Annotated in this window: 11 protein-coding genes; 5 read left to right on the top strand and 6 right to left on the bottom strand. The window is 70.9% G+C overall.

Features of this window, described 5'->3' with window-relative positions; translation table 11 throughout:
• Window positions 1–212 precede the first annotated feature (212 nt).
• The 4 genes from M6G08_RS32890 to M6G08_RS32875 all read right to left on the bottom strand — a co-directional run bounded on the left by M6G08_RS32890 (window position 213) and on the right by M6G08_RS32875 (window position 5,335).
• Window positions 213–1,829 carry a glycerol-3-phosphate dehydrogenase/oxidase gene (locus tag M6G08_RS32890; RefSeq protein WP_272590779.1) on the bottom strand — a complete coding sequence of 539 codons (1,617 nt, stop codon included), beginning with the start codon at window positions 1,827–1,829 and terminating at the stop codon, window positions 213–215.
• A gap of 8 nt (window positions 1,830–1,837) precedes the next feature.
• Window positions 1,838–3,376, bottom strand: a complete 1,539-nt coding sequence (glpK, locus tag M6G08_RS32885; RefSeq protein WP_272590778.1) for a glycerol kinase GlpK — start codon at window positions 3,374–3,376, stop codon at window positions 1,838–1,840.
• An 85-nt stretch (window positions 3,377–3,461) separates the two neighbouring features.
• Window positions 3,462–4,256 carry an MIP/aquaporin family protein gene (locus M6G08_RS32880; protein ID WP_272590777.1) on the bottom strand — a complete coding sequence of 265 codons (795 nt, stop codon included), beginning with the start codon at window positions 4,254–4,256 and terminating at the stop codon, window positions 3,462–3,464.
• 314 nt (window positions 4,257–4,570) lie between these two features.
• Window positions 4,571–5,335 carry an IclR family transcriptional regulator gene (locus tag M6G08_RS32875; protein ID WP_073730955.1) on the bottom strand — a complete coding sequence of 255 codons (765 nt, stop codon included), beginning with the start codon at window positions 5,333–5,335 and terminating at the stop codon, window positions 4,571–4,573.
• Window positions 5,336–5,724: 389 nt separating this feature from the next.
• On the opposite strand from M6G08_RS32875, the gene metH reads away from it, so the two are divergent.
• The 3 genes from metH to M6G08_RS32860 all read left to right on the top strand — a co-directional run bounded on the left by metH (window position 5,725) and on the right by M6G08_RS32860 (window position 12,088).
• Window positions 5,725–9,237 carry a methionine synthase gene (gene metH, locus M6G08_RS32870; RefSeq protein WP_272590776.1) on the top strand — a complete coding sequence of 1,171 codons (3,513 nt, stop codon included), beginning with the start codon at window positions 5,725–5,727 and terminating at the stop codon, window positions 9,235–9,237.
• Window positions 9,238–9,407: 170 nt separating this feature from the next.
• The gene (locus M6G08_RS32865; RefSeq protein WP_272590775.1) at window positions 9,408–10,109 is read left to right on the top strand and encodes an HAD family hydrolase; all 702 of its coding nucleotides are present in this window, start codon (window positions 9,408–9,410) and stop codon (window positions 10,107–10,109) included.
• Between the two features lie 374 nt (window positions 10,110–10,483).
• Window positions 10,484–12,088, top strand: coding sequence for an ABC transporter substrate-binding protein (locus M6G08_RS32860; RefSeq protein ID WP_272590774.1), 1,605 nt, complete (start codon window positions 10,484–10,486; stop codon window positions 12,086–12,088).
• Between the two features lie 126 nt (window positions 12,089–12,214).
• On the opposite strand, the gene M6G08_RS32855 is transcribed toward M6G08_RS32860, so the two are convergent.
• Window positions 12,215–12,886 carry a response regulator gene (locus M6G08_RS32855; protein ID WP_272590773.1) on the bottom strand — a complete coding sequence of 224 codons (672 nt, stop codon included), beginning with the start codon at window positions 12,884–12,886 and terminating at the stop codon, window positions 12,215–12,217.
• Between the two features lie 14 nt (window positions 12,887–12,900).
• Complete coding sequence (locus M6G08_RS32850) at window positions 12,901–13,884, bottom strand: RecB family exonuclease (RefSeq protein ID WP_272590772.1); 984 nt, start codon at window positions 13,882–13,884, stop codon at window positions 12,901–12,903.
• 511 nt (window positions 13,885–14,395) lie between these two features.
• Here M6G08_RS32850 and M6G08_RS32845 point away from each other — a divergent pair.
• Together M6G08_RS32845 and M6G08_RS32840 are read left to right on the top strand one after the other, a co-directional pair.
• Window positions 14,396–16,054 (top strand): site-2 protease family protein, encoded by a 1,659-nt coding sequence (locus M6G08_RS32845; protein ID WP_443049027.1) that lies wholly within the window; start codon window positions 14,396–14,398, stop codon window positions 16,052–16,054.
• Between the two features lie 58 nt (window positions 16,055–16,112).
• Window positions 16,113–17,015: a tRNA (adenine-N1)-methyltransferase gene (locus M6G08_RS32840; RefSeq protein ID WP_043374834.1), complete on the top strand. Its 903-nt coding sequence runs from the start codon at window positions 16,113–16,115 to the stop codon at window positions 17,013–17,015.
• Window positions 17,016–17,019 lie beyond the last annotated feature (4 nt).

The raw sequence follows: 17,019 nt of genomic DNA, 5'->3' as shown, positions 1-17,019 counted from the left end.
CCCAACCTTACGGCGTGCCGAGGGGCCGCCCGCAGCCCCCGTGCACGGGGGAGTGAACGGATCACTGCCCCGTTCCGGCGGCTCGGAACCCCCGGCCGACCGCGCCCCCGCCATGTCCCGTTCGCGGCCGTCCGGACACCTCACCGGCGTCACGCAACGGCCGCGCCCGGCCCCGGGACGGCCGGGACCGGGCGCGAACGGCGCGACGGGGCCTACTTCTTGTCGAGCAGGTCCTGCACCTTCGCCCGCACGTCGTCCGTGGCGAGGCCGCGGATCGTCAGCGTGGTGCGGCGGCGCAGCACGTCGTCGGGCGTCTCGGCCCACTCGTGGTCCCGCGCCCACACGACCTGCGCCCAGATCTCCGGGGCGTCCGGGTGGACGCGCTCCGCCAGCTCCGGGGACTCGTTGGCGAGCCGGGCGATGTCGAAGGCCAGCGAACCGTAGTGGGTGGCCAGGTGCCGCGCGGTGTCCGCCGCCATCCGCGGGCCGGGTGCCGGGCCGTCCACCAGCAGCCGGTGGGCGACCGCGCGCGGGTTGGCGACGCCGGGCAGCGGCAGCTTCTTCGGCAGCGTGGAGACCGGCTCGAAGTCGTCGCCGAGGGGGTGGCCCGGCAGCGCCTCCAGCTTCTTCATCACCGTACGGCCGATGTGGCGGAAGGTGGTCCACTTGCCGCCCGCGACGGACAGCATGCCGCCCCGGCCCTCGCTGACGACCGTCTCGCGCTTGGCCTTCGCGGTGTCACCGGGGCCGCCCGGCAGCACCCGCAGACCCGCGAAGGAGTACGTGATCAGGTCCCGGTCGAGCTGCTGGTCGCGGATGGAGAACGCGGCCTCGTCGAGGATCTGCGCGGTGTCCTTCTCGTTGACCGCGACGTCCGCCGGGTCGCCCTCGAACTCCTCGTCGGTCGTGCCGAGCAGCAGCATGTCCTCCCAGGGGAGGGCGAAGGTGATGCGGTACTTGTCGATGGGGGTCGCCAGCGCCGCCCTCCAGGGCGCCGTGCGCTTGAGCACCAGGTGCGCGCCCTTGGACAGGCGGATGGACGGCGCCGCGTTCGGGTCCTCCATGCGGCGCAGGTGGTCGACCCAGGGGCCGGTGGCGTTGAGCACCAGGCGCGCGTTCACGCCGAACTCGTCGCCGGTCAGCCGGTCCTTCAGCTCGGCGCCGGTCACCCGGCCCTTGGTGAAGCGCAGACCGGTGACCTCGGCGTGGTTGAGGACGACCGCGCCCGAGTCGACCGCCGCGCGGACGGTCATCAGCGCCATGCGGGCGTCGTTCATCTGGTCGTCGCCGTACACGGCCACGGCCTTCAGGTTGTCGGTGCGCAGCTCCGGCACGTCCTGCGCGGCCTTGGCCGGGGAGAGCAGGTGGCCGACGCCGTCGCCGAAGGCGGACAGCGCCGAGTACGCGAAGACACCCGCGCCCAGCTTCGCCGCGCCGTGCGGCCCGCCCTTGTACACGGGGAGGTAGAAGGTGAGCGGGTTCGCCAGGTGGGGGGCCACCTGGCGGGAGACCGCACGGCGCTCGAAGTGGTTCTCCGCCACCAGCTTCACCGCGCCGGTCTGCAGGTAGCGCAGACCGCCGTGGAGCAGCTTGGAGGAGGCGGAGGAGGTGGCGCCGGCGAAGTCGCCGGCGTCGACCACGGCCACCCTGAGGCCGGACTGCGCGGCGTGCCAGGCGGTGGAGATGCCCAGGATGCCGCCGCCGATCACGAGGAGGTCGTACGACGCCTTGGAGAGCTGTTCCCGGGTCTCGGCCCGGCCCGGGTTCGAGCCGGAGGCCGGGTGCGTCCCCAGGGCAGGCACGGACTGCAGGGTGGACTGCGTGGTCATGGTGGTTCTTACTCCTCGTCCTCGAGCCAGCCCATGGTCCGCTCGACGGCCTTGAGCCAGCTCTTGTACTCACGGTCGCGGGTCTCCGCGTCCATGCGGGGGGTCCACTCGGCGGCCCGGCGCCAGTTGGCGCGCAGGTCGTCGGTGCTGTTCCAGAAGCCGACGGCGAGGCCGGCGGCGTAGGCGGCGCCGAGGCAGGTGGTCTCGGCGACCATCGGGCGCACCACGGGGGCGTCCACGAAGTCGGCGAGGGTCTGCATCAGCAGGTTGTTGGAGGTCATGCCGCCGTCGACCTTGAGGGCGGTCAGCTCCACGCCGGAGTCTTTCGTCATGGCGTCCGCGATCTCCCGCGTCTGCCAGGCGGTGGCCTCCAGGACGGCGCGCGCGAGGTGCGCCTTGGTGACGTACCGGGTCAGGCCGGCGATCACGCCGCGGGCGTCGGAGCGCCAGTACGGGGCGAACAGACCGGAGAAGGCCGGCACGAAGTAGGCGCCGCCGTTGTCCTCGACCTGCATCGCCAGGGTCTCGATCTCGGCGGCGGTGGAGATCAGGCCCATCTGGTCGCGCATCCACTGCACCAGCGAACCGGTGACGGCGATCGAGCCCTCCAGGGCGTAGACCGTGTCCTGGTCGCCGATCTTGTAGCCGACCGTGGTCAGCAGGCCCGAGTAGGAGTTGATGAGCTTGTCACCGGTGTTCATCACCATGAAGGTGCCGGTGCCGTACGTCGACTTCGTCTCGCCCTCGGAGAAACAGGTCTGGCCGAACAGGGCCGCCTGCTGGTCGCCGAGCGCGGAGGCGACGGGGATGCCGCCGAGCAGCTCGCCGAGCCTGCCGCCCGTGATCTCGCCGTAGACCTCGGCGGAGGAGCGGATCTCGGGCAGCATCCGCGTCGGCACGCCGATGGACTCGGCGATCCTCTCGTCCCACTGCATGGTGTGCAGGTTCATCAGCATGGTGCGGGAGGCGTTGGTGACGTCGGTGACGTGCTTGCCGCCGTTCACCCCGCCGGTCAGGTTCCAGATGACCCAGGTGTCCATGGTGCCGAAGAGCAGGTCGCCCGCCTCGGCGCGCTCGCGCAGACCGTCGACGTTGTCGAGCAGCCAGCGGGCCTTGGGGCCGGCGAAGTAGGAGGCGAGGGGCAGGCCGGTCTCGCGGCGGAAGCGGTCCTGGCCGACGTTGCGGCCGAGTTCCCTGCACAGGGCGTCGGTGCGGGTGTCCTGCCAGACGATGGCGTTGTGGACGGGCTCACCGGTGTTCTTGTCCCACACGAGGGTCGTCTCGCGCTGGTTGGTGATGCCGATGGCCTTGATGTCGTCACGGGTGATGCCGGCCTTCTCGACCGCTGAGGCGACGACCTCCTGGACGTTGGTCCAGATCTCGGTCGCGTCGTGCTCGACCCAGCCCGGCTTCGGGAAGATCTGCTCGTGCTCCTTCTGGTCGACGGAGACGATCCGCCCGTCGCGGTCGAAGACGATGCAGCGGGAGGAGGTCGTGCCCTGGTCGATGGCGGCGATGAAGGGGCCTGCGGTGTGGGCGTCGGTCACTGTGTGCTCCTGGGTTTCCGTGGTGTGGCGGCCGGTGCGTACGGCGCGTGTGCTGCGGCTCGATGATGGCCGAGCGGAGGCCCGCTCAGGCGAACGCGACGTTGTAGACACCTCCGGCGAGCGCACCGCCGATCAGCGGACCGGCGACCGGGATCCAGGCGTAGGCCCAGTCGGAGCCGCCCTTGTTGGGCAGCGGCAGCAGCGCGTGCACGATGCGCGGGCCGAGGTCGCGGACCGGGTTGATCGCGTAGCCCGTCGGGCCACCGAGCGACAGACCGATCGACACCACGACGAGCGCGGTGATCAGGGCGCCCAGGACGCCGAGGCCGTTGCCCGCGTCGTTCAGGCCCTGGGTCAGGATGGCGAGCAGCAGGACGAAGGTGCCGATGATCTCGGTGGCGAGGTTCTGGACCGTGTGCCGGATCTCCGGGCCGGTGGAGAAGACGCCCAGGACCGGGCCGGCGCCCTTCTCCTGCGCCTCGACGGCCTTGGCCGCCGTGTCCTGCGCGCCGGGGCCGCCGACGATCTCGCGGTCGGTGAGGTGGACCTGGAACTGGCCGTAGTAGGCGATCCAGACCAGGACCGCGCCGATCATGGCGCCGAGGAGCTGACCCGCGAAATAGGTCGGCGTGTTGCTCCAGTCGCCGTCCTTGACCGCGATGCCGACCGTCACGGCGGGGTTGAGGTGGGCGCCGGAGAGCGGACCCGATATGTACGCCGCCGTCATGACCGCGAAGCCCCACCCGAAGGCGATGGCGAGCCAGCCGGCGTTGCGGGCCTTGGAGGCCTTGAGCGTCACGGCGGCACAGACGCCGCCGCCGAGCAGGATGAGTATGGCGGTACCGATGGTCTCGCCGATGAAGATGTCGGAGCTGGACACCCGCGACTCCTTTGTCCTTCGTCCAGGGGAAGCCGAACCCCGGGTCCCTCCGGGTGTTCCGGCGCCCTCGGTGTGAGAGCGATGGCGGCCCTTGGCGTTGTCACACTCTAACGCGTATTGCCGGTAGGTGTTCGACAATGCCGACCGATGGACGCGAGTCTCGCCGTGGCGTCACGGATGCGTCAAGAGCTGTGTTATCGAAAGCACGATCGTTATTGATCGTCGCGGGCTATCGATCGCGCCGCGGGACGGTCACCCGGGAAACGCCAGGGGCCGGAACGCCCTCTGGCGTCCCGGCCCCTGCCAGTACCCTCCTAGAACCGCCCGGCACCCAGGTCCCGCGACACCGCGCGGGCACAGTCCCGTACCGCCGCGACCAGCTCGGGACGCAGCTCGCCCTCCCGGCACAGCCGTTCCACGGCACCCGTGATGCCGACCGCGCCGACCGGCATGCGCCTGCGGTCGTGGATGGGGGCGGCGATGGACGCGACGCCCTCCCAGGTCTCCTCCACGTCCGCCGCGTAGCCCCGCGCGCGCGTGATGTCGAGGATGTGCTCGAACCCGTCCGGCTCGCACACGGTCCGGTCGGTGTACGCCTTGCGGTCGGCCTCCAGCGCCTCGCTGTGCGCGACCGGGTCGTACGCCGAGAGCACCTTGCCCAGCGCCGTGGAGTGCAGCGGCTGCATGGCGCCGATCTCCAGCACCTGCCGGCTGTCGTCGGGACGGAAGACGTGGTGCACGATCAGTACGCCCTGCTGGTGCAGGACCCCCAGGTGGACGCTCTCCCCGCTGGAGCGCGCCAGGTCGTCCGTCCACACCAGGGCGCGGGCCCGCAGTTCGTGCACGTCGAGGTAGGTCGTCCCCAGGCGCAGCAGCTCGGCGCCCAGCTGATAGCGCCCGGAAGCCCCGTCCTGCTCCACGAAACCCTCCTGCTGGAGGGTGCGCAGGATGCCGTGCGCGGTGCCCTTGGCCAGACCCAGCGACGAGGCGATGTCCGACAGGCCGAGCCTTCGCTCACCGCCCGCGAGCAGGCGCAGCATCGCGGCCGCCCGTTCGAGCGACTGGATGTTCCGTGCCATCGACGTACTGCCTCCGTCCCCTTCGACTGCCGACCTCGGCGTCGCTGACGTCGTTCGGCAATGCCGAACACTACCGGTCCATGCCGACCTCCCGCTAATGGTCGGCGGGCAACTGTTGCACTCCGGCCGGATTCGATCGCCCGGGACCACCAGCCCGACGGCCGTTCCGGGACGGCCGCCGGCCGTTCACCGGCACATCCCCCGGGACCGGGAAGTCACCCCTTCGGCGGGCCCCCGACCCGCCATCCTCGTCCGTCACGTGGACTCCTCGACCACCGGCCTCGGGTCCCGGCTACCCTGGCGGCGTGCGTTCTCTCCCGGGGGCGTCCCCCATGGACGGAACCGGGCAGCGCAAAGCCGACAGCCGTCGCATCCTAGGGAGCCCTTTCATGGCCTCGTCGCCATCCACCCCGCCCGCCGACACCCGGACCCGCGTGTCCGCCCTCCGAGAGGCCCTCGCCACCCGCGTGGTGGTCGCCGACGGCGCGATGGGCACCATGCTCCAGGCGCAGAACCCGACGCTGGACGACTTCCAGCAGCTGGAGGGCTGCAACGAGGTCCTCAACGTCACCCGCCCGGACATCGTGCGCTCGGTGCACGAGGAGTACTTCGCCGCCGGCGTGGACTGCGTGGGCACCAACACCTTCGGCGCGAACCACTCCGCCCTCGGCGAGTACGACATCCCCGAGCGCGTCCACGAGCTGTCCGAGGCCGGTGCCCGGGTGGCCCGCGAGACCGCCGACGCGTTCGCCGCCCGCGACGGACGGCAGCGCTGGGTCCTCGGCTCGATCGGCCCAGGCACCAAGCTGCCCACCCTCGGCCACGCCCCGTACACCGTCCTGCGCGACGCCTACCAGCGCAACGCCGAGGGCCTGGTCGCGGGCGGCGCCGACGCGCTGCTGGTGGAGACCACGCAGGACCTCCTGCAGACCAAGGCCTCCGTGCTCGGCGCCCGGCGCGCCCTGGACGCCCTCGGTCTCGACCTGCCCGTCATCGTGTCCGTGACCGTCGAGACCACCGGCACCATGCTGCTGGGCTCGGAGATCGGCGCCGCGCTCACCGCGCTGGAGCCGCTCGGCATCGACATGATCGGCATGAACTGCGCGACCGGCCCGGCCGAGATGAGCGAGCACCTGCGCTACCTCGCCCGCCACTCCCGCATCCCGCTGTCCTGCATGCCCAACGCCGGTCTGCCCGTCCTCGGCAAGGACGGCGCGCACTACCCGCTGACCGCGCCGGAGCTGGCGGACGCGCAGGAGACGTTCGTGCGGGAGTACGGGCTGTCCCTGGTGGGCGGCTGCTGCGGCACCACCCCCGAGCACCTGCGCCAGGTCGTGGAGCGGGTCCGGGGCACCGCCCCCACCGACCGGCACCCGCGTCCCGAGCCCGGCGCCGCCTCGCTGTACCAGACCGTGCCGTTCCGGCAGGACACGTCCTACCTCGCGATCGGTGAGCGGACGAACGCGAACGGGTCGAAGAAGTTCCGTGAGGCGATGCTGGAGGGCCGCTGGGACGACTGTGTGGAGATGGCCCGGGACCAGATCCGCGAGGGCGCGCACATGCTGGACCTGTGCGTGGACTACGTGGGCCGGGACGGCGTGGCCGACATGGAGGAGCTGGCGGGGCGTTTCGCCACCGCGTCCACGCTGCCGATCGTGCTGGACTCCACCGAGGTCGACGTCATCCAGGCCGGCCTGGAGAAGCTCGGCGGCCGTGCGGTGATCAACTCGGTGAACTACGAGGACGGTGCGGGTCCGGAGTCCCGGTTCGCCCGTGTCACCACGCTGGCCCGGGAGCACGGGGCGGCGCTGATCGCGCTGACCATCGACGAGGAGGGCCAGGCCCGTACGGCGGAGAAGAAGGTCGAGATCGCCGAGCGGCTGATCGACGACCTGACCGGGAACTGGGGCATCCACGAGTCGGACATCCTGGTCGACTGCCTGACCTTCACGATCTGCACCGGGCAGGAGGAGTCCCGCAAGGACGGTGTGGCCACGATCGAGGGCATCCGGGAGCTGAAGAAGCGGCACCCGGACGTGCAGACCACGCTGGGTCTGTCGAACATCTCCTTCGGCCTGAACCCGGCCGCCCGCATCCTGCTCAACAGTGTGTTCCTGGACGAGTGCGTGAAGGCCGGCCTGGACTCGGCGATCGTGCACGCGAGCAAGATCCTGCCGATCGCCCGGTTCGACGAGGAGCAGGTGACCACGGCCCTGGACCTGATCTACGACCGCCGCCGCGAGGGCTACGACCCCCTCCAGAAGCTGATGCAGCTCTTCGAGGGCGCCACCGCCAAGTCGCTGAAGGCGTCCAAGGCCGAGGAACTGGCCGCCCTCCCGCTGGAGGAGCGTCTCAAGCGCCGCATCATCGACGGCGAGAAGAACGGCCTGGAGGCCGACCTGGACGAAGCCCTCACCGGGCGTCCGGCCCTGGACATCGTCAACGACACGCTGCTGGAAGGCATGAAGGTCGTCGGTGAGCTGTTCGGCTCGGGGCAGATGCAGCTGCCGTTCGTGCTCCAGTCCGCCGAGGTGATGAAGAGCGCGGTGGCCCATCTGGAGCCGCACATGGAGAAGACCGACGACGACGGCAAGGGCACGATCGTGCTGGCCACCGTCCGCGGCGACGTCCACGACATCGGCAAGAACCTCGTCGACATCATCCTGTCCAACAACGGCTACAACGTCGTCAACCTCGGCATCAAGCAGCCGGTCTCCGCGATCCTGGAGGCGGCCGGCGAGCACAAGGCCGACGTCATCGGCATGTCCGGGCTCCTGGTCAAGTCCACGGTGATCATGAAGGAGAACCTGGAGGAGCTCAACCAGCGCGGCCTGGCCGCCGACTACCCGGTCATCCTCGGCGGCGCCGCCCTCACCCGCGCCTACGTCGAACAGGACCTCCACGAGGTCTACGACGGCGAGGTCCGCTACGCCCGCGACGCCTTCGAGGGCCTGCGCCTGATGGACGCCCTGATCGGCATCAAGCGCGGCGTGCCCGGCGCCAAGCTGCCCGAGCTGAAGCAGCGCCGGGTCAAGGCGGCCACCGTCGAGATCGAGGAGCGGCCCGAGGAAGGACACGTCCGCTCGGACGTCGCCACCGACAACCCCGTCCCCGCCCCGCCCTTCTGGGGCACGCGCGTGATCAAGGGCATCCAGCTCAAGGAGTACGCCTCCTGGCTCGACGAAGGCGCCCTCTTCAAGGGCCAGTGGGGCCTCAAGCAGGCCCGCACCGGCGAGGGCCCCACCTACGAGGAACTGGTCGAGACCGAGGGACGGCCGCGGCTGCGCGGACTCCTGGACCGCCTCCAGACGGAGAACCTCCTGGAGGCGGCCGTGGTCCACGGCTACTTCCCCTGCGTCTCCAAGGACGACGACCTCATCGTCCTCGACGACGACGGCAACGAGCGCACCCGGTTCACCTTCCCGCGCCAGCGCCGAGGCCGGCGCCTGTGCCTGGCCGACTTCTTCCGCCCGGAGGAGTCCGGCGAGAGGGACGTCGTCGGCTTCCAGGTCGTCACCGTCGGCTCCCGCATCGGCGAGGAGACCGCCCGCATGTTCGAGGCCAACGCCTACCGCGACTACCTCGAACTGCACGGCCTGTCCGTCCAGCTCGCCGAAGCCCTCGCCGAGTACTGGCACGCCCGCGTCCGCGCCGAACTCGGCTTCGGGGGTGAGGACCCGGCCCAGATGGAGGACATGTTCGCCCTGAAGTACCGGGGCGCCCGCTTCTCCCTCGGCTACGGTGCCTGCCCGGACCTGGAGGACCGCGCCAAGATCGCCGACCTGCTCCAGCCGGAGCGCATCGGCGTCCACCTGTCCGAGGAGTTCCAGCTCCACCCCGAGCAGTCCACCGACGCCATCGTGATCCACCACCCGGAGGCCAAGTACTTCAACGCCCGCTAGCGTCCGCGGCCTGATCCGGCGACAGGCCCTGGGAGCCCGGCGCAGTCTCAGTTCAGCTCCACGGGCCACACCAGGCGTTCCCGTCCCGCACGACGTATACTGGTCGGTCCACTGCAGGCCGGTTCCCCTTGTGGGAACCGGCCTGATCGTCCCTTCAAGGAGGTACGTGGATGACCAGTACGGTCCCCGCGCTCGGAACCCGTACGGCCGAAGGCTCCGCCCTGCAGGCCGTGCTCCTCGACATGGACGGCACCCTGGTGGACACCGAGGGCTTCTGGTGGGACGTCGAGGTCGAGGTCTTCGCCGCCCTCGGCCACACCCTCGACGACTCCTGGCGCCACGTGGTCGTCGGCGGCCCCATGAGCCGCAGCGCCGGATTCCTGATCGAGGCCACCGGGGCCGACATCACACTCGCCGAACTCAGCGTGCTGCTCAACGACGGCTTCGAGGAACGCATCGGCCGCACCCTGCCGCTCATGCCGGGAGCCGCCCGGCTGCTCGGGGAGCTGTCCGCGCACGAGATTCCCACGGCCCTGGTCTCCGCCTCCCACCGGCGCATCATCGACCGTGTGCTGGCCTCGCTGGGCCCCCAGCACTTCGGCCTGACCGTGGCCGGCGACGAGGTACCGCGGACCAAGCCCCACCCGGACCCCTACCTGGCCGCCGCGGTCGGCCTCGGCGTGGACCCGGCGCGGTGCGCCGTCGTCGAGGACACCACGACGGGCGTCGCCGCCGCGGAGGCCGCGGGCTGCCACGTCGTGGCCGTGCCCTCGGTGGCCCCCATTACCCCGGGCGCCCGGCGCACGGTGGTCGGCTCGTTGGAAGAGGTCGACCTGACATTTCTGCGCGGTCTGATGACGCAAATGCGCTAGGCGTTCACGGGGAAATGCCATCGCTCCGAATGGCCGAATCACGGCCCCGTCAGTCAACCCGCTTCTGTGACGTTCGCCACGCTGTCAAGGGTCGACAGAAGGGGTTGACTGTGCTGTCCGACGCTTGGCGAACGTTGTCGAGGCGCCCTTGTGTCCCGATTGATGAAACCCTGCACTAATCCTTCCACTGTCGGGTTTTCGGTGCGTCCACACCCGGTTTCGCTCCGTGATGAGCCCTCAACTCCGGTGGCTGCGAACCCCCCTGCGGGCGCGGACTAACCTCGTCGCGAGAACATCGGCCACTACCCCCGTGATCCGCCGCGACACCCCTGCATGCCGGATACACGGACCGACAGCTCTGGAGAAACTCGAGCATGAACCGCAAGACTTTGGTGCTGCCGGCCGCCGTCGGCCTGCTCGCGCCGGTACTCGCCGCCTGTGGCGGGTCCGACAGCGGCAGCGGCGGCGGGGACGCGATCGTCGTCGGCACCACGGACCGGTTCACCGCCTCGAAGGACGCGCCCGCGCCCCTCGACCCGGCGTTCGCCTACGATGTCGGCACCTGGAACATCCTGCGTCAGACCACGCAGACCCTGATGATCCAGCCCCGGGGCGACGGCGAACCCGTGCCCGAGGCCGCCGAGAAGTGCGGATTCACCGACACCGGCAACGAGCGCTACGCCTGCACCCTGCGTGACGGCCTGAAGTTCGCCAACGGCGACGCCATCACCGCTCAGGACGTGAAGTACTCCATCGAGCGCGCCCTGTCCATCAAGGCCGACAGCCAGGTGTACGGCCTGCTGTCGACCGTCGACACCGTCGAGACACAGGGCGACCGCGAGGTCATCTTCCACCTCAACACCGCGGACGCCACCTTCCCGTACAAGCTGTCGACCCCGGTCGCCGGCATCGTCAACAAGGACGTCTACGAGAAGGACAAGCTGCGCGAGGGCTTCGAACTGGACGGCTCCGGGCCGTACACGATGAAGGCCGAGGTCGACGGCGACGTGATGACGAAGGCCGTGTTCACCAAGAACCCCAATTACAAGGGGAGCCTCGAGGTGAACAACGAGAAGGTCGAGATCGCCTCCTTCGAGGACGCCGAGACCATGAGCACCGCGATCGACAAGGGCGACATCGACGTGATGGCCCGCACGATGACGCCGGACCAGATCCGGAAGCTCTCCGCCTCCACGGACAGCAAGGTCGACCTGATCGAGGTCGCCGGTCTGGAGATCCGCTACCTGGGCTTCAACACCGACGCGCCGACGGTCAAGGACAAGGCCGTCCGCCAGGCGATGGCCCAGCTCGTCGACCGCAGCGCCCTCGTCTCGCAGGTCTACGGCTCGCAGGCCGAACCGCTGTACTCGATGGTCCCGGCCACCATCACCGGCCACTCCAACTCGTTCTTCAACAAGTACGGCGACCCCAGCGTGCCCAAGGCGAAGGCGATACTCGAGGACGCGGGCATCGAGACGCCGGTGAAGCTGACGATGCACTACACGACGGACCACTACGGAGCCGCGACCAAGCAGGAGTTCGAGGTCCTGCAGAAGCAGTTCAACGACAGCGGTCTCTTCGACGTCGACATCAAGGGCACGGCCTGGGACAAGTTCCGCCCGGCCGAGCTGAAGGGCGAGTACGACGTCTTCGGCATGGGTTGGTTCCCCGACTTCCCGGACGCCGACAACTTCATCGCGCCGTTCCTCGACAAGGACAACATCCTCAACTCGCCGTACACGAACCCGGAGATCCGCAACACGCTGATCCCGGAGACCCGTCGTGAGGCCGACCGGCTCTCCGCCGCGGACAGCCTCAACGAGATCCAGGAGATCACCGCGATCGACGCCCCTGTGATCCCCCTGTGGCAGGGCAAGCAGTACGTTGCCGCCCGGGACGACATCACGGGCACGGCCTACCTCCTCAACTCCTCCTCCACGCTGCAGGTGTGGGAGCTGGGCCGGGGTGTGAGCGGCTGACCCCGCCGGACCGAACACGAAGGGCGCCCCTCCGGCGAGGAGGGGCGCCCTTCGTGGATCCCGCGGTTCTCGTGGTTCTCGTCGTGAGCGCGGGCCCGTGACCCCGCGCCGCGAGCGCGCGGCGGGCTACTGCGCGCCGGGGCGCACCAGGCCGCTCTCGTAGGCGTACACGGCGGCCTGCACCCGGTCGCGCAGGCCCAGCTTGGTCAGCACATGACCCACGTGCGTCTTGACGGTGGTCTCGCTGACGAAGAGGTCGGCGGCGATCTCCGCGTTGGACAGGCCGCGGGCCACCAGCTTCAGCACCTCCACCTCACGCTCGGTCAGCGTGTGCAGGGTGTTCGGAACCGGCTCCTCCCCGGAGGGCAGATGCGTGGCGTACTTGTCGAGCAGCCGCCTGGTGATGCTCGGCGCGAGCATCGCCTCGCCGTTCGCCACCACACGGATCGCCTGCACCAGTTCGCCCGCCGGGGCGTCCTTCAACAGGAACCCGCTGGCGCCCGCCTTCAACGCCTCCACCACATACTCGTCGAGGTCGAAGGTGGTCAGCACCAGCACCTTCGCCGGACCGTCCCGCTCGGGGCCGGTGATCTGCCGGGTCGCCTCCACACCGTCCATCCGCGGCATGCGGATGTCCATCAGCACGACATCGGGCTGCAGCGCCCGCACCTGGTCGAGTGCCTGGAGGCCGTCTCCGGCCTCGCCGACGACCGCGAGGTCCTGCTCCGCCTCCAGAATCATGCGGAAGCCCGTGCGCAGCAGCGGCTGGTCGTCGACCAGTAGGACGCGGATGGCCACGTAAGTCTCCTTCGCTAGTCCGGCCCCATTCTGCCCTGCTCGGTGCCGCCGGACTCGGCCGCCCTCACCGGCAGCGGGTAGGGCGGGGGAGTGCCGCCGAACTCCGGGCAGTGGGCCTGGTGGTCGCACCAGCCGCACAGCTTGGTCGGACGCGGACGCCAGTCGCCGGTCTCGGTCGCCAGCCGGATGGCCTCCCACAGCGCCAGCAGCTTGCGCTCGACCCGCTCCAGGTCGGCCGGGACCGGGTCGTAGGTGAGCACGTCACCGCTGCCGAGGTAGACGAGCTGCAACCGCCGCGGGACGACCTTCTTCAACCGCCAGACGACCAGCGCGTAGAACTTCATCTGGAACAGGGCGCCCTCGGCGTACTGGGGGCGGGGCGCCTTGCCCGTCTTGTAGTCGACGATGCGCACCTCGCCGGTGGGGGCGACGTCGACCCGGTCGATGATGCCGCGCAGCCGCAGCCCGGAGTCCAGCTCGGTCTCGACGAACAGCTCCCGCTCCGCGGGCTCCAGCCGGCTCGGGTCCTCAAGGGTGAACCAGCGCTCGACGAGCCGCTCCGCCTCGCTCAGCCACTGCGCCAGCCGCTCGCCCTCCGGGTCGTCCGCGAACAGCTCACCGAGCTCCGGCCTGCTCTCCCGCAGCCGGTCCCACTGGCCCGGGACCAGCGACTTCGCCCGCGGCGCGGTCCGCTCGAGAGCCGGGGCGTCGAAGAGCCGCTCCAGTACGGCGTGCACCAGCGTGCCCCGCGTCGCCGCCTCGCTCGGCTTCTCCGGGAGCCGGTCGATGACCCGGAACCGGTACAGCAGCGGGCACTGCATGAAGTCGCCGGCCCGGGAAGGGGAGAGCGAGGCGGGCGCCGTGGGCACGCGCGCAGGGGCAGTGGCCGGCGCCGCCGTGTCCGTCACCGCGTCCACGTGTGCCGCCACTGCCGCCGTCACCGCCGGTCGGGCGGGCGCGCCGGTGTCCTCGGCGACATCCTCGATGCTCGTCTCCATGCCCACAGACCTTACGGCCCGCCACCGACAGTGACCCACCCCGCGGTCGTGACCCGTGTGACGGAAGGGAACCAGAGGGGTGCCGGGGCGGAACGGGCCGCGGCGGACGCATACCATCGACACGAGTACCCTCCCGCCCGGCAGGCGCGGGAGACGCTTCGAACGAGGGGACACCGTGGACGTGAGCGGCGGGAGCGGGCAGCCGCGCCCCGGCAACGACGAGTCGGCCGAGCCCCAGGCAGGTCCCACTGCCCCGGCCACCGGCTCCGCCCGGCCGGAGTCCGCGGATTCCGGCCCGCCCGGGGACCGGCCCGCGGACGGACCCCGGACGGCTGGGGAGGCCCACGGCGACCCCGCCCGAACGCCCGCCGACCGCTCACCGACGGCGGGCACGGACGACACCCCCGCTACGCCGACTGCGAACACACCGGGCTCCAGCACCCCGGGCCCCGAGACGCCTGCCTCCGAGAGGCACGACCAGGGCGCCGACACCGAGACGTCAGGGCCCGAGCTGTCCTCTGCGAAGGCGCCGAGCCCGGAGTCGTCACGCGGTGCCACCGGTCCGGCTCCGGAGCCCGCGGGCACCGGAACGCCGGCTCGCGGAGCCACAACTCCCGATACGCCTGCTCGCGGAACGCCTCCTCACGAAACGCCGCTCCGGAAGGCGCCGAGCCCGGGGGCCCAGGGGGAGACCTCCGAAGGTTCCGCCCCCGCAGCCCACGGCGAGCCCGGGCGAGAGACCTCTGACGGCATCACCCCGGAACAGACGCCGGAACCGAACCCGGCCCCTGCCCCCGACCCGAGCCCGGCCCCGGGCCCCCGGACCCCGCAGCCTCCCGCCGACGACCGCCCCGCCCACGAGCCTGCGCCCGCGCACCACGGTCACGGTGACCGCGACACCCATCCCGGCCATCCCCGCGCCCATTCCCACCCCGGCCACGGCCACACCACCGCCCAGCCACCCGCCCAGCCACCCCGTCCCGACGGCGGCACCGGCCCGGCCAAGCCCCCGCAGCGCAAGCCCGAACCCGGCGGCGGCCTGCTCATGGGCCGACCCTTCGGCGTACCCGTGTACGTCGCGCCCAGCTGGTTCCTGGTCGCCGCCCTGATCACCTGGGTCTTCGGCGGACAGCTCGACCGCGTACTGCCCGAACTCGGCGCCGCCCGCTACCTGGTCTCCCTCTTCTTCGCCGTCGCGTTCTACGCCTCCGTCCTCGTCCACGAGCTCGCCCACACCGTCGCCGCCCTCCGCTTCAAGCTCCCGGTGCGCCGCATCCAGCTCCAGTTCTTCGGCGGCGTCTCCGAGATCGAGAAGGAGGCCGAGACCCCCGGCCGCGAGTTCGTGCTGGCCTTCGTCGGCCCCCTGCTCTCCCTCGTCCTCGCCGGCGTCTTCTACGCCGCCCTCCTGCCCGTCGAGCCCGACTCGGTCCCCGGCGTCCTCCTGGCCGGCCTGATGATCTCCAACCTCCTCGTGGCCGCCTTCAACCTGCTGCCCGGCCTCCCGCTCGACGGCGGCCGGATGCTCCGCGCGGTCGTCTGGAAGATCACCGGCAAGCCCATGAACGGCACCATCGCCGCCGCCTGGGTCGGCCGGGCGCTCGCCATCGCCGTCCTGATCGGCCTGCCCCTGCTCACCCAGTCCCTCGGCTCCGACGCCGCCGACGACATCGGCATGGACACCGTCATGGACGCCCTACTCGCTGCGATCCTCGCCGCGATCATCTGGACCGGCGCCGGAAACAGCCTCCGCATGGCCCGCCTGCGCGAGCACCTGCCCGAACTGCGCGCCCGCGCCCTCACCCGGCGCGCCGTCCCCGTCCCCGGCGACACCCCGCTCTCCGAGGCGCTGCGCCGCGCCAACGCCTCCGGAGCCCGCGCCCTGGTCGTCGTCGACACCGACGGCGCCCCCGTCTCATTGGTCCGCGAGGCCGCCATCGTCGGCGTACCCGAGCACCGCCGGCCCTGGGTCCCGGTGAGCACCCTCGCCCAGGACCTCACCGACGGCATGCGCGTCTCGGCCGAGCTGTCCGGCGAAGAGCTCCTGGACGCCCTGCGCGCCAACCCGGCGACCGAGTACCTGGTGGTCGAGGAGACCGGCGAGATCTACGGTGTCCTCTCCGCCGCCGACGTCGAGCGCGCCTTCGTCAAGGCGATGGCCCGCCCGTCCTGAGAACCGCTCTCCCCAAGCAGTGGTCGGCGGCCCCGCCGGGGACCGGTAGGCTGGTCACATGTCCGAACCGACCGGTGCCGCCCGCAGGCGCGGGCCCTTCAAGGTCGGGGACCAGGTTCAGCTGACCGACCCCAAGGGCCGCCACTACACGTTCACGCTCGAGGCAGGGAAGAACTTCCACACCCACAAGGGTTCCTTCCCCCACGACGAACTGATCGGTGCTCCCGAGGGCAGCGTTGTCCGCACCACCGGGAACGTCGCCTACCTCGCGCTGCGCCCCCTGCTCCCCGACTACGTCCTGTCCATGCCCCGCGGGGCAGCCGTCGTCTACCCGAAGGACGCGGGGCAGATCCTCGCCTTCGCCGACATCTTCCCCGGCGCACGCGTCGTGGAGGCCGGCGTCGGCTCCGGCTCCCTCAGCAGCTTCCTGCTGCGCGCCATCGGCGACCAGGGCATGCTGCACTCCTACGAGCGCCGCGAGGACTTCGCCGACATCGCGAAGCAGAACGTCGAACGCTACTTCGGCGGCCCGCACCCCGCCTGGCAGCTCACCGTCGGCGACCTCCAGGACAACCTGTCCGACACCGACGTCGACCGCGTCATCCTCGACATGCTCGCCCCCTGGGAGTGCCTGGACGTCGTCAAGAAGGCGCTCGTGCCCGGCGGCATCCTGTGCTGCTACGTGGCCACCACCACCCAGCTCGCCCGGACCGTCGAGTCCATCCGCGAGATCGGCTGCTTCAACGAGCCGACCTCCTGGGAGACCATGATCCGCAACTGGCACGTGGAAGGCCTCGCCGTCCGCCCCGACCACCGCATGATCGGCCACACCGGCTTCCTGCTCACCGCCCGCCGCCTCGCCGACGGCGTCGAGCCGCCCATGCGCCGCCGCCGGCCCGCCAAGGGCGCCTACGGCGAGGACTACGACGGCCCCAACGCCGGCGGAGGCTCCGGCCGCTGACACG

The organism is Streptomyces sp. M92, assembly GCF_028473745.1.
In the GTDB taxonomy this organism is placed as follows: Bacteria; Actinomycetota; Actinomycetes; order Streptomycetales; family Streptomycetaceae; genus Streptomyces.
Note: the sequence above shows the minus strand (reverse complement) of the source record. Positions and strands in the feature narration are given on the sequence as shown.